General features: G+C 65.9%; 14 protein-coding genes. 6 read left to right on the top strand and 8 right to left on the bottom strand.

Annotation, left to right across the window (positions count from 1 at the left end; all coding sequences use genetic code 11):
* Positions 1-240 precede the first annotated feature (240 nt).
* The 3 genes from E8F11_RS06115 to purM are packed head-to-tail and all read right to left on the bottom strand — an operon-like array spanning position 241 to position 2,677.
* Positions 241-957: a DUF3108 domain-containing protein gene (locus E8F11_RS06115; protein WP_280287940.1), complete on the bottom strand. Its 717-nt coding sequence runs from the start codon at positions 955-957 to the stop codon at positions 241-243.
* 11 nt (positions 958-968) lie between these two features.
* Complete coding sequence (gene purN / locus E8F11_RS06110; RefSeq protein ID WP_280287939.1) at positions 969-1,619, bottom strand: phosphoribosylglycinamide formyltransferase; 651 nt, start codon at positions 1,617-1,619, stop codon at positions 969-971.
* Complete coding sequence (purM, locus tag E8F11_RS06105; RefSeq protein ID WP_280287938.1) at positions 1,619-2,677, bottom strand: phosphoribosylformylglycinamidine cyclo-ligase; 1,059 nt, start codon at positions 2,675-2,677, stop codon at positions 1,619-1,621. The genes purN and purM overlap by 1 nt, the downstream gene beginning before the upstream one ends.
* A 229-nt stretch (positions 2,678-2,906) precedes the next feature.
* On the opposite strand from purM, the gene E8F11_RS06100 reads away from it, so the two are divergent.
* From E8F11_RS06100 to hda, 4 genes are read left to right on the top strand one after another with little or no spacing between them, the layout of a single operon-like run.
* Positions 2,907-3,944 carry a DUF2066 domain-containing protein gene (locus E8F11_RS06100; RefSeq protein WP_280287937.1) on the top strand — a complete coding sequence of 346 codons (1,038 nt, stop codon included), beginning with the start codon at positions 2,907-2,909 and terminating at the stop codon, positions 3,942-3,944.
* A 38-nt stretch (positions 3,945-3,982) separates the two neighbouring features.
* Complete coding sequence (gene pgsA / locus E8F11_RS06095; protein WP_280287936.1) at positions 3,983-4,531, top strand: CDP-diacylglycerol--glycerol-3-phosphate 3-phosphatidyltransferase; 549 nt, start codon at positions 3,983-3,985, stop codon at positions 4,529-4,531.
* 1 nt (position 4,532) lies between these two features.
* Positions 4,533-5,627: an AI-2E family transporter gene (locus tag E8F11_RS06090; RefSeq protein WP_280287935.1), complete on the top strand. Its 1,095-nt coding sequence runs from the start codon at positions 4,533-4,535 to the stop codon at positions 5,625-5,627.
* Positions 5,624-6,328, top strand: a complete 705-nt coding sequence (gene hda / locus E8F11_RS06085; protein WP_280287934.1) for a DnaA regulatory inactivator Hda — start codon at positions 5,624-5,626, stop codon at positions 6,326-6,328. Before E8F11_RS06090 ends, hda begins: the two co-directional genes overlap by 4 nt.
* 139 nt (positions 6,329-6,467) lie before the next feature.
* Here hda and E8F11_RS06080 read toward each other — a convergent pair whose 3' ends face one another.
* The 3 genes from E8F11_RS06080 to arsC are packed head-to-tail and all read right to left on the bottom strand — an operon-like array spanning position 6,468 to position 7,823.
* The gene (locus tag E8F11_RS06080; protein ID WP_280287933.1) at positions 6,468-6,875 is read right to left on the bottom strand and encodes a DUF2069 domain-containing protein; all 408 of its coding nucleotides are present in this window, start codon (positions 6,873-6,875) and stop codon (positions 6,468-6,470) included.
* Entirely contained in the window at positions 6,868-7,473 is a 606-nt protein-coding gene (gene wrbA / locus E8F11_RS06075) for an NAD(P)H:quinone oxidoreductase (RefSeq protein WP_280287932.1), read from the bottom strand. Before wrbA ends, E8F11_RS06080 begins: the two co-directional genes overlap by 8 nt.
* On the bottom strand, positions 7,470-7,823 hold the full coding sequence (arsC, locus tag E8F11_RS06070; RefSeq protein WP_280287931.1) for an arsenate reductase (glutaredoxin): 354 nt from the start codon (positions 7,821-7,823) through the stop codon (positions 7,470-7,472). Before arsC ends, wrbA begins: the two co-directional genes overlap by 4 nt.
* 124 nt (positions 7,824-7,947) lie before the next feature.
* Between arsC and E8F11_RS06065 the strand changes: the two genes are divergently transcribed.
* Complete coding sequence (locus E8F11_RS06065) at positions 7,948-9,168, top strand: YihY family inner membrane protein (protein ID WP_280287930.1); 1,221 nt, start codon at positions 7,948-7,950, stop codon at positions 9,166-9,168.
* A 136-nt stretch (positions 9,169-9,304) separates the two neighbouring features.
* Positions 9,305-9,496 carry a hypothetical protein gene (locus E8F11_RS06060; RefSeq protein ID WP_280287929.1) on the top strand — a complete coding sequence of 64 codons (192 nt, stop codon included), beginning with the start codon at positions 9,305-9,307 and terminating at the stop codon, positions 9,494-9,496.
* A 5-nt stretch (positions 9,497-9,501) separates the two neighbouring features.
* Here E8F11_RS06060 and E8F11_RS06055 read toward each other — a convergent pair whose 3' ends face one another.
* Entirely contained in the window at positions 9,502-9,891 is a 390-nt protein-coding gene (locus tag E8F11_RS06055) for a hypothetical protein (protein ID WP_280287927.1), read from the bottom strand.
* A gap of 121 nt (positions 9,892-10,012) precedes the next feature.
* Complete coding sequence (locus E8F11_RS06050; RefSeq protein WP_280287926.1) at positions 10,013-11,419, bottom strand: PilZ domain-containing protein; 1,407 nt, start codon at positions 11,417-11,419, stop codon at positions 10,013-10,015.
* Positions 11,420-11,428: the final 9 nt, after the last annotated feature.

The raw sequence follows: 11,428 nt of genomic DNA, 5'->3' as shown, positions 1-11,428 counted from the left end.
GGGCGAAGAGGTACGCTTTCGGAAGCACCGCTTCCGGTGCCGATGAGCGCCTGAGCGCGAAGCAATCAGGCCGGGGCGCAGGGCGGGGGCCGGGGGAGAGGGCAGCATCCGGCTGCACGGCGCCAATCAATGGCTATCCGACAATCTTGCCCATCCAGCGCGAATCCAATGCCTCCCCGAAAATCCGCGAAGAACCAAAAAAAAACCGGGCGCTGGGCCCGGTTTCTTGTGGGGGAGGCATTACTTCGACAGACCTTGCACCTGTTTGCCGTCAACCTCGCCCTCCTTGAGCATGATCTGGTACTCCTTGCCGTCCTTCTCCACCTGATGCAGGCGCACCAGCAGGAAGTCCCAGTCCTTGGCGAACCAGAGCACGGTCTTGCGGCTGCTCTGGGTGGGGTCACGCACGCGCTCAACTTTGATCGCGTCCACCAGGCCGGCCTCGGTTTGCACGCGCTCTTCGCCCAGCACGCGGAAGTCGTAGGTCTCGATCTCGTCGCCGTCGATCACCTGGTAGCTCATGCTCTTCTTGCCGTCGGCGACGTCATGCTGGAGCACCAGCTGGTAGGTGGACTTGTCCTGCAGGCCACGATTCAGCGGCAGGCGCACCTGGTTGCCGCGGTCGGTGCCGATGATCTGCTTCTGGGCCCAGTCGAAGTCGAATTCCACCTGCTTGCTCTTGCCCAGGCCGCTGCGGCTGAAGCGGTAGGTCAGGGGCAGGAAGGCGTTACTCTCGACGCGGAAGGTGCTCACTTCGCTCAGGCTGGCCACCAGCATGGACGCCTTGAAGTCCAGTTCCCAGCGGCCGTTGTCGAGCTGTTTCAGGCTGCGTCCGGCGGTCCCGCTGACGGGCAACTGTTTCCAGTCCGCGGTGTAGCTGGCCGAGAAGGGCTTCAGCTCCGCAGCCATGGCGGGCAGGGTGAAGACGGCGAGGAGCAACAGCAAGGCGCGGCGCATTGGCGAATCTCCTAGTTACGCAGTTGTTGCCCGCAGGGGGGCAACGCTTGTCCATCCAGTTCGGCGCCGTTCGGGCCCAGGCGCAGTCTGCCGTCGGCAAACCAGCGCATGGCCAACGGATAGATATGGTGTTCCTGCACATGAACCCGCTGGGCCAGGCTTTCCGGCGTGTCGTCCGACTTTACCGGGATCAGGGCCTGCACCACCAGTGGGCCGCCATCGAGTTCCTCGGTGACGAAGTGCACGCTGCAGCCATGTTCCGTATCGCCGGCTTCCAGCGCGCGCTGGTGGGTATGCAAACCCTTGTACTTGGGCAACAGCGACGGGTGAATGTTCAGCAGGCGCCCCTGATAGTGGCGCACGAAGCCTGGCGTGAGGATGCGCATGAATCCCGCCAGCAACACGAGGTGTGGGGAGAAGCCATCGATGGCCTCGATCAGCGCGCCGTCGAAGGCTTCACGGTCGGCGTAGGCCTTGTGATCGAGCACCCGAGTGTCGATGCCGGCCTTCCTGGCCCGCTCCAGGCCATAGGCATCGGCGCGGTTGGAAATCACCGCGCGGATGCGTGCCGGATGGTCGTCACCGGTGATGCTGTCGATCAGCGCCTGCAGGTTGCTGCCGGAGCCAGAGATCAGCACCACCACATCACAGCGTGCGACCATCAGTGGTTTTTCAGGTTGTTCAGCACGACGCGCGGTGCGCCTTCGGCGGCCGCGGCGATATTACCGATGACCCAGGGTTGCTCGCCGGCGGCGCGCAGGACCTTGAGCGAGGCTTCGGCCTGCTCCGGCGCTACACAGATGACCATGCCGACGCCACAGTTCAGCACGCGGTGCATCTCGGTCTCGTCGACGTTGCCTTGTTCCTGCAGCCAGTCGAACACCGCCGGACGCTGCCAGCTGGCCACGTCGATCACGGCTTGTGCGTTGTCCGGCAGGACGCGCGGGATGTTATCCAGCAGGCCGCCGCCGGTGATGTGGGCCATGGCCTTCACCGCACCGGTTTCCTTGATCAGCTGCAGCAGCGGCTTGACGTAGATGCGGGTCGGCGCCATCAGCAGGTCGGCCAGGGGCTTGCCGTCGAGCTGGACCTGCTCGATGTCGGCGCCGCTGACTTCGATGATCTTGCGGATCAGCGAGTAACCGTTGGAGTGCGGGCCGGAGGAGGGCAGGGCGATCAGGGTGTCACCAGTGCTCACCTTGGAGCCGTCGATGATCTCGGCCTTTTCCACCACGCCGACGCAGAAGCCGGCCAGGTCGTAGTCTTCGCCTTCGTACATGCCGGGCATTTCAGCGGTTTCACCGCCCACCAGGGAGCAGCCGGCCAGTTCGCAGCCGGCGCCGATGCCGGTGACCACGGTGGCGGCCACGTCGACGTTGAGCTTGCCGGTGGCGTAGTAGTCGAGGAAGAACAGCGGTTCGGCGCCGCAGACCACCAGGTCATTGACGCACATGGCGACCAGGTCCTGGCCGATGCTGTCGTGTTTGTTCAGGTTCAGGGCCAGGCGCAGCTTGGTGCCGACGCCGTCGGTGCCGGACACCAGTACCGGCTGCTTGTAGCCGGCCGGGATTTCGCAAAGGGCGCCGAAGCCGCCCAGGCCGCCCATCACTTCCGGGCGTGCGGTGCGCTTGGCCACGCCTTTGATGCGTTCGACCAGGGCTTCACCAGCGTCGATGTCTACACCGGCGTCCTTGTAGCTCAGGGAGGGTTGCTTGCTCATAAATCCAGGCCTATAGGGGGAAATTCGAGGATCGACCGGCAAGTCTGGCTGCCGGTTTGCGAAGGCGCGCGATTTTATCAGGCTTGCCCGGCAGCGGCCATCGGCAGCGGTCGGCCTTGCTGAAAAGGCTGGAAAAACCGCATGCGTTGCCCCGGGACAGGCGGCTGTTTAAGGTATAGCCCTTCGATTGCGGCCTATGCTGCACCTGTTCGTCCACAGAGAGTCCGTCATGCGCCTGATCGCTTCCATGTTCCTGCTCTGTCTGTCGTTGCTCGGCCTGCCGGCCCAGGCCGAAACGGTCAATGACCTCTACCAGGTACGCGAACCTGTCGCCTCGCAGCAGCCGGAAGAGCGCAACCAGGCGCTGGTGCGCGCCCTGGATACCCTGGTGTTGCGCCTTTCCGGCGACCCCAAGGCCGTGCAGAACCCGGCCCTGGAGGCGCTGCGCAAGGACCCGCAGCAGCTCGTCAGCCAGTACGGCTATGAAGGCCAGGAACTGGTGGTGGACTTCGACCCGGTCACCACTGAGCGCGCCCTGCGCCAGGCTGGCGTACCACTGTGGAGCGCAAATCGCCCGGTCATCCTGGCCTGGTGGCTAAACCGCTCCGCCGAGGGGGCCAATCTGGTGGGCGACGGTCAGGAAGCCGCTGCACCCCTGGGCCAGGCCGCGCAGAACCGTGGCCTGCCGCTGCGGCTGCCACTGGCTGACCTCAATGAGCAGCTGCTGGCGACTCCCGAGCAGCTGACTTCCACCACACCCGGCGCCCTGGCCCAGGCCTCCGAACGCTATGGCGCGGACGTCCTGCTGGCGGTGGACGCCAGCGAGGCCGGTGGCAAGTGGCAGGCCCAGTGGCGCCTCTGGATGGGCGACAGCCGCGAGCAGGGCACCCTTGAAGCGGCCGACAACGCCGCCCTGGCCGACGCGGTGATGGCCTCGGTGAGCCAGCGCTTGGCGTCGCGCTTCGCGGTGGCGGCTGGCGTCGGGGAGACTCTGGCGCTGGAAGTGCAGGGTGCCGACCTGGCCCGTTACGCCGAGCTGTCGCGCCTGCTGGAGCCTTTCGGCGCGCGCCTGGTCAAGGTCGAGGGTGATCGCCTGGAGTACAGTGTGAACGCCAGCCCCGAGCAATTGCGGGCCCAACTGGCCCTGGTCGGTCTGCAGGAGTCTCCGCCGGAAGCCCCGGCTGCTCCGGCTCCGGCCGCCGATCCGCAGGCCACGCCGGCGCCCCAGATCGTGCCGCGCAGCAACCTGCTGCGTTTCCACTGGTAGCGGGGGTACACTGCGGGCCTGCCCGGGACGGGGATGCCATGCACCAGTTGCCCAACCTGTTGACCCTGCTGCGCCTGGCACTGGTTCTTCCCATTGCCGGGCTGCTGCTGTCCGATCGACATGCCCTGGCCCTGCTGCTGTTCGCCGTGGCGGGCTTCTCCGACGCCCTGGACGGGTTCCTTGCCCGGCGATTCGGCTGGACCAGCCGCTTCGGCTCGCTCTTCGATCCCTTGGCCGACAAGCTCCTGCTGGTGACCAGCTTCATCTGCCTGACCGTCACCCAGGTCCTGCCGCTCTGGCTGACCCTGGTGGTCCTGTTGCGGGACTTGCTGATCCTGCTGGGAGCCGGGTTGTTCCGCATGCTGGCCGGGCCGGCGGAGTTCTCGCCGAGCCGGCTGGGCAAGCTGAGCACCTTGCTGCAGATGGTCCTGGTGCTCTGCCTGCTGCTGGAGCTGAGCCTGGTACCGGCCTTCGGCCAGGTGCGCTGGCCGCTGACCTGGCTGGTGCTGGTGGTGACGCTGTGCAGTGGGGCCCAGTACGTCTGGGAGTGGGGACGGAAATTCCGCTATGCAAGGATGAGGGCCTGAAATGACTGATTCGCGCCGCTGGCTCTGGCTGGGTGGCTTCCTCCTGCTGGGTTGGCTGCTCTACCAGCTGCACCCGGTACTTTCACCCTTCCTGGTGGGAATGTTGCTGGCCTACCTGGGCGACCCGCTGGTGGACCGCCTGGAGCGCCTCGGCCTGTCGCGCACCTGGGGCGTGGTCCTGGTTTTCAGCCTGTTTGGGCTGATCCTGCTGGCCTTGCTGCTGGTGCTGCTGCCAATGCTCGGGCGTCAGCTCCTGCGCCTGTACGAGGTGGCGCCGCAGATGCTCGACTGGCTGCAGCACAGCGCATTGCCCTGGGCCCAGGTCAAGCTGGGGCTGCCGGGGGACTTCTGGCGCTTCGACAAGCTCAAGGCGATGCTCAGCGGCCACCTGGGCCAGACCACCGACATCGCCGGCACCCTGCTGGCCAGCGTCACGGCCTCCGGCCTGGCAGTGCTGGCCTGGCTGGGCAACTTCCTGCTGATCCCGGTGGTGGGCTTCTACCTGCTGCGCGACTGGGACCTGATGGTCGGCAAACTGCGCGGCCTGCTGCCGCGCAGCCGCGAGTCCTACGTCGTCGGGTTGGTGGGCGAATGCCATGAAGTTTTGGGCGCCTTCCTGCGTGGCCAGTTGCTGGTGATGCTGGCCCTGGGCGTGATCTACGCCGCCGGTCTGATGCTGGTGGGGCTGGACCTGGGGCTGCTGATCGGCCTGCTGGCGGGGCTGGCCAGTATCGTGCCCTACATGGGGTTCGTAGTCGGTTTTGGCGCCGCCGTGATGGCTGCGCTCTTCCAGTTCGGTGGCTTCGAACTCTATCCGCTGATCGGCGTAGTGGCCGTGTTCACCGTGGGGCAACTGCTCGAAGGCATGCTGTTGACGCCGCTGCTGGTCGGCGACCGCATTGGCCTGCACCCGGTGGCGGTTATCTTTGCGATACTTGCCGGCGGGCAGCTGTTCGGCTTCACTGGCGTGCTGCTGGCCCTGCCTGTTGCGGCGATCATCATGGTTTTGCTGCGCCATGCGCATGATTTCTATAAACTTTCCGACCTTTATGGACAGTCCAGCAGCGGTCCAGGCGACCCTCCCAGTACGGCATGACACCGATCCAGCTTCCCCTGAGTGTGCGTTTGCGTGACGACGCCACCTTTGCCAACTTCTATCCCGGCGCCAACGCCGCGGCTCTCGGCTATGTCGAGCGCCTGTGCGAAGCCGATGCCGGCTGGACCGAGAGCCTGATCTACCTCTGGGGTGGAGAGGGTGTCGGACGTAGCCACCTGCTGCAGGCAGCCTGCCTGCGCTTCGCGCAGCGCGGCGAGCAGGCGATCTACCTGCCGATGGACGAGCTGGTGCACTACGGCCCCGAAGTCTTCGACAATCTCGAGCAGGCCGAACTGGTCTGCCTCGACGATCTGGGCGCGCTTGCCGGGCGTCCCGAGTGGGAAGAGGGGATGTTCCACCTGTTCAACCGCCTGCGCGATGCCGGCCGCAAGCTGCTGCTGTCGGCCAACAAATCGCCTCGCGAACTGGGTGTGAAGCTGCCGGACCTCAAGTCGCGCCTGACCCTGGCGCTGGTGTTCCAGCTGCACGGCCTGTCGGACGAGGACAAGCTGCGTGCGCTGCAACTGCGGGCCTCGCGCCGTGGCCTGCACCTGACCGACGAGGTGGGACGCTTCATCCTCACCCGTGGCCCGCGCAGCATGAACCTGCTGTTCGACCTGCTGGACATCCTCGACCAGGCCTCGCTGCAGGCCCAGCGCAAGCTGACCATTCCCTTCCTCAAGGAAATCTTCGGCTGGTAGCCGGGAATGGCCGCCTCGTAGGGTGAAAATCCGCGAGGCGGATTTCCACCGGCAAGGTGGATAGAAAAGCGCTATCCCACCCTACCCGAACGAAAAAGCCCGGATGCATGTCCGGGCTTAGTTCATTTCGGGTCGAAGATCACTCCCCCGCCAGCTTGCGGTTGTACTGGAAGCGCCAGCGCGTATAGAGCAGTGCTGCGCAGAACAGCAGCAGGCTGAGCCCGGCTTCCAGCCAGCCGAACAGCTCGCGAGCCGGATCGATGGCGGCCAATACGCCCTGGATGAAATAGAGGTTCACCACGAAGCAGGCCCAGGCGTGAGCGCGGGCGTTACCCATGATCATGCCGGGGGCGAGCATGGCCAGGGGCACGAGCAGGATGGCCAGGACGACCCAAGTCCGTGCACCGTGCAGATCGGCGAAGAACAGGGTGTTCACCACCAGCAGTGCGGCCAGGGCGAGGAAACTCACCAGGCTGACCACGCGGCTGGCGGTCATGCGCGGGGCCAGCCAGGCCAGTTCGGGGAGTTGCTTGGGTTTTCTAGCCACGCGGTGTCTCCAGGCGTTGGGCGATCTGCGCCAGGCGTCGGCCCAGGGCGCGGCAGAGTATGGTCTCTTGTTCGTCCAGCGGGCGCTTGCCATCGGCCCCGGCGTGGTGGCTGGCGCCGTAGGGGGTGCCGCCGCCACGGGTCTCCAGCAGCGCCGGTTCACTGTAGGGCAGGCCGACGGCCAGCATGCCGTGATGCAGCAGCGGCAGCAGCATGGAGATCTGGGTGGTCTCCTGGCCACCATGCAGGCTGGCGGTGGAGGTGAATACCGCCGCCGGCTTGTCCACCAGCTCGCCAGTCAGCCAGAGGCTGCTGGTGCCATCGAGGAAATACTTCAGGGGTGCGGCCATGTTGCCGAAGCGGGTGGGGCTGCCCAGGGCCAGACCGGCGCAATGGCGCAGGTCGTCCAGGGTGGCGTAGAGGGCGCCGTCGGCCGGGATGTCGGGCGCCACCGCTTCGCACTCGGTGGATACCGCCGGTACGGTGCGCAGCCGCGCTTCCAGGCCGCCCAGTTCGACGCCGCGGGCTATCTGCCGGGCCATCTCGGCGGTAGCGCCGTGGCGGCTGTAGTAGAGGACCAGGATATAGGGCGCGCTCAAGGAAGAATCTCCAGGACCTTCTCAGGTGGACGGCCGACCACGGCCTTGTCGCCGGCGATCAGGATGGGGCGCTCGATCAGCTTGGGATGGGCCACCATGGCGGCGATCAGCTGCTCTTCGGAGAGGCTGGCGTCGTCCAGGTTCAGCGCCTTGTACTCGTCTTCGCCGCTGCGCAGCAGCTGCCGGGCGGAAAGGCCCAGCTTGGCGAGCAGCGCGCGCAGTTCGGCGGCGCTGGGCGGGGTTTCCAGGTAGCGCACTATGGTCGGCGCCAGGCCGCGGGCCTCGAGGAGTTCCAGGGCACCGCGGGATTTGGAGCAGCGCGGGTTGTGGTAGAGGGTCAGTTCGGTCATGTCGGGGGTCGCATGGGCTTGGTCGAGGCGGCTATTCTAACCGCGTCGTGGTGCCGTCCTGAACCGTGCGCCGCGGTTGCGGTCTGCTGAGCCAGCCCGGACCGATCAGAATCAAGGAGTAGGAATGCGCCAACGCCTCACCGACGTCATGGATTTCTGGCGCTTCCTGTTGCAGCGGTTCGTGGCCGATCGCGGAACCAACAGTGCCGCGGCCCTGACCTACACCAGCCTGTTCGCGGTGGTGCCGATGATGACGGTGACCTTCACCATGCTCTCGGCCATCCCGGCCTTCCAGGGCACGGGCGAGCAGATCCAGAGCTTCATCTTCCGCAACTTCGTGCCGTCCACGGGGGAAACCCTGCAGGAATACCTGCGCGGCTTCACCGTCCAGGCCCGGCATCTGACCTGGGTCGGTGTCGGGCTGCTGGTGGTGACCGCCTTCATGATGCTGGTGACCATCGAGAAAGCCTTCAACACCATCTGGCGCGTGCGCCAGCCGCGGCGCGGCGTGTCCAGCTTCCTGCTCTACTGGGCGATCCTCAGTCTGGGGCCGCTGTTGCTGGGCGCCGGCTTCGCGGTGAGCACCTATATCACCTCGCTGTCGCTGATCTCCGGCCCGGATGCGCTCTATGGCGCCAAGACCCTGCTGGGCTTCATGCCGCTGTTGTCCAGCATCGCAGCCTTCACCCTGATCTACGCGGCGGTGCCCAATGCCCGGGTGCCGCTGCGTCACGCGCTGGCGGGGGGCGCCTTCACCGCTCTGTTGTTCGAGGCGGCCAAGGCGCTGTTCGGCCTCTATGTGAGCTTTTTCCCGGGCTACCAGCTGATCTACGGCGCCTTCGCCACGGTGCCGCTGTTCCTGCTGTGGATCTATCTGTCCTGGGTCATTGTGCTGTTCGGCGCCGAACTGGTCTGCAACCTGTCCACCCCTTGGCACTGGCGCCGACGCGCCTTGCCGCGCCTGCTGGTGATGCTGGGTATCCTGCGGGTGTTCCATGACCGGCAGATGCGCGGCATGCCGGTGCGCCACCTGGACGTGCAGCGCGCCGGCTGGCACCTGCCGGAGGATGAATGGCTGGAGATGCTGGAACTGCTGGAACGCCAGCACCTGGTCTGCCGCGCCACTTCTGGCAATTGGGTGCTCTGCCGCGACCTCGGCAGCTACAGTCTTTACCAGTTGATCAGCCACATGCCCTGGCCGTTGCCGCAGCCGAACCAGTTGCCGCAGCATCTGGACGAGGAGTGGTATCCGCCTTTGCGCAAGGCGCTGGAGCTGCTGCAGGAAGAGCAGCAGGCGCTGTTCGGCGGCAGCCTGGCGCAATGGCTCAAGCCGGGGAACGAATGACGCAAATCGTCAGTTTGCGGCGGGCAGCAGGCGCAAGCCGTCGCCCGGGAGCGCCTGATGGCGCGCCGCAGTGGTTGGCATGTATATGGCACTACAGGGAAGGGGCCATCGCGCCGGTGGCCAGGGGATGAAGGCAATGGGTAGGGCGAAAGACAAACTGATCCAGTTGCATGAGCACGTACCGCAACGGGCGCTGGAGGGGCTGAACAGGCTCACTGGCCTGAGGTTCCGCCATTGGCCGGAATCCCTGGCGCCAACGGCAGTGCCATTGGCCGAGCGCGAGCCGAAGCCGTCGCTGGTGGAAGGTAATCAGGCCCTACCTGCCTGAGGCCCTCAGGCGCGCGCCTGCTGGTTGGCGGGTTCGGCCTGCTCCACCGCCTGCACGAACAGTTCGTCCACCAGCAGTCCCTTGATGGGCACGGCGGAGCGCAGCCGCACCTGCATTTGCTCGATCTTCTGCTTGAACGGCAAGCGGGCGATGCCGGCCAGGAGAATCTTGCCCTTGGGGTTCAGCCTGCCGTGATCCACCGCGACCTCGCGGTGCTGCCCGCCATCCGTGTAGCTCACCAGCAAGGAGACCGGCAGCTCGCTCATGCCCGGCAGGTGCAGCCAGGCCGCCACGTTGAAATCGGCCACCCGGCCTTCATAGAGCGTGAGGGAGGAGCGGGCGAATTCGACGATGCGCGCAGGCACCGGGCCGATCAGGCTGTCTTGGTGTTGCATGGGGCGTCCCGGCTGGTGAAGGTACGCGCGTACCGATGTGCCGGGATTATAAGCAGCCATTACGCCGCGAAACTGTGCGCCTCGGCCGCTGGCCGCGTGACTCGCCTCGCAGTTTGACCACTCAGGCAAGTTGCAGCGGATAACGCGCGACCAGTGAGCTGCAGAGGTTGGGCGCAGGAAGCCGCACTATGGCCTGGTTGTGCACGCTGGCCAGTTGCAGCCAGAGGTTCTCCCCTTCGGCGAACTGCTTGCACGGCAACCAGAGGCCATGATGCCAGCCGTTGCCGGGGGCGGGAGTGCTTTGCAGCACGCCGGGATGGGTTTGCGCGCTGGGTGCACGGCGTAGCCATACCGGACGCGGCAATCCTTTGAGGTAACGCAGGCCGAGGTGCAGGCCTTCGCTGTTCTGGTAGCGCCAGCGCACCAGGGCAAGCACCGGGCTGCCCTGGGTCTGTACCAGCGTCAGTTGTCCCACCGGCAGCTGGCTGCCCAGATCGCCATGGCAGAGCAGGCGGGCGCCCCCGGGGCTGGCGTCGAGCATCTGCGCTTCGCAGCGGCCGGGGTGCTTCGCCAGCAGGTCGGCATGGATGGCCGGAAGGCCCATCACCAGTTGGCAGCTGCCCGAGTGTTCGGTGCGCGGGTGGCGGCGTTGCTGACGCCCGAGCCAGTGCTGGCGAACCTTCTCCAGCAGCTGATGTTCGCTTTCGCTGCGCAGGGGCGCCGGTTCGTGCAGGGCGATCAGCAGGGCGCCCAGTTCGAAGCGGCGCAGGTAGGTTGCCTCGCCCTCCGGGCGCTGGTCCTGGGGCAGGCAGGGCTGGGACTCGGTGAGGTCGACGGTGGGGCTGCCGTTCTCATCGTCTTCGTCCCAAGGCAGAAGGCGTGCCAGGTCGGCCAGTGGCGCTAGGGCTCCGAAGAGCAGGGGGCCCTCGCCTTCGCTGAGGTGGAAAGGGTTGCTCAGTGCCAGCAGGAGCATTTGCTGGTAGAGCCCGCGCAGGGTATTCGCCGGGGTAGGTCGGAAGGCCGCAGCCACCGGCTCGTCCAGGCAATTCTGGTGTTCGCCTATCCAGTACAGCAGGTGGCTGTCGCGCCAGAGCCGCGCCGTGGGTTCCTGGTAGAGCTGGTAGTGGCGCAGTTGGGTCTGGGCGAGGAAGTGCTGAGCCATGTACAGGCACCAGGCCAGGTGCGGACGCGACGGCTGATGGCCCTGGAGTATCTGCAGCAGCAGGCGCTTGAAACCGCAGGCCAGCTCGTCGCAGAGTTTGACGAAGAGGGTGGGGGGCACAGCCCGGTCCTGGTATGCCCGGGAAATGTGGCGGTACTCCTCGCTGAAGCTTTGCAGCACACGCTGCCTTTCGAGTAAGGTCAGGGCGCTGCGATTGAGCCTGAACAAGAGTCCCAGGACCTTCTGCAGGGCATTATCCTGAGGGAGTTGGCGAGCCTCTGCGAGGAGCGCCGGCACGCTTGCCAACGGAGTGCTGTTTTCTTCCAGGATGTCCGGCACTTCCAGGCGCAGGGCATCCAAGGTCATGTCAACCCC

Source organism: Pseudomonas sp. BN417 (assembly GCF_029871205.1).
Classification (GTDB): Bacteria; Pseudomonadota; Gammaproteobacteria; order Pseudomonadales; family Pseudomonadaceae; genus Metapseudomonas.
This window is presented reverse-complemented; position numbering and strand designations above follow the sequence as displayed.

Bases quoted from the DNA above. Each gene is read 5' to 3' on its own strand.
- E8F11_RS06115 (WP_280287940.1), bottom strand. From the start codon at position 957: ATGCGCCGCGCCTTGCTGTTGCTCCTCGCCGTCTTCACCCTGCCCGCC.
- purN (WP_280287939.1), bottom strand. From the start codon at position 1,619: ATGGTCGCACGCTGTGATGTGGTGGTGCTGATCTCTGGCTCCGGCAGC.
- purM (WP_280287938.1), bottom strand. From the start codon at position 2,677: ATGAGCAAGCAACCCTCCCTGAGCTACAAGGACGCCGGTGTAGACATC.
- E8F11_RS06100 (WP_280287937.1), top strand. From the start codon at position 2,907: ATGCGCCTGATCGCTTCCATGTTCCTGCTCTGTCTGTCGTTGCTCGGC.
- pgsA (WP_280287936.1), top strand. From the start codon at position 3,983: ATGCACCAGTTGCCCAACCTGTTGACCCTGCTGCGCCTGGCACTGGTT.
- E8F11_RS06090 (WP_280287935.1), top strand. From the start codon at position 4,533: ATGACTGATTCGCGCCGCTGGCTCTGGCTGGGTGGCTTCCTCCTGCTG.
- hda (WP_280287934.1), top strand. From the start codon at position 5,624: ATGACACCGATCCAGCTTCCCCTGAGTGTGCGTTTGCGTGACGACGCC.
- arsC (WP_280287931.1), bottom strand. From the start codon at position 7,823: ATGACCGAACTGACCCTCTACCACAACCCGCGCTGCTCCAAATCCCGC.
- E8F11_RS06065 (WP_280287930.1), top strand. From the start codon at position 7,948: ATGCGCCAACGCCTCACCGACGTCATGGATTTCTGGCGCTTCCTGTTG.
- E8F11_RS06060 (WP_280287929.1), top strand. From the start codon at position 9,305: ATGGGTAGGGCGAAAGACAAACTGATCCAGTTGCATGAGCACGTACCG.
- E8F11_RS06055 (WP_280287927.1), bottom strand. From the start codon at position 9,891: ATGCAACACCAAGACAGCCTGATCGGCCCGGTGCCTGCGCGCATCGTC.
- E8F11_RS06050 (WP_280287926.1), bottom strand. From the start codon at position 11,419: ATGACCTTGGATGCCCTGCGCCTGGAAGTGCCGGACATCCTGGAAGAA.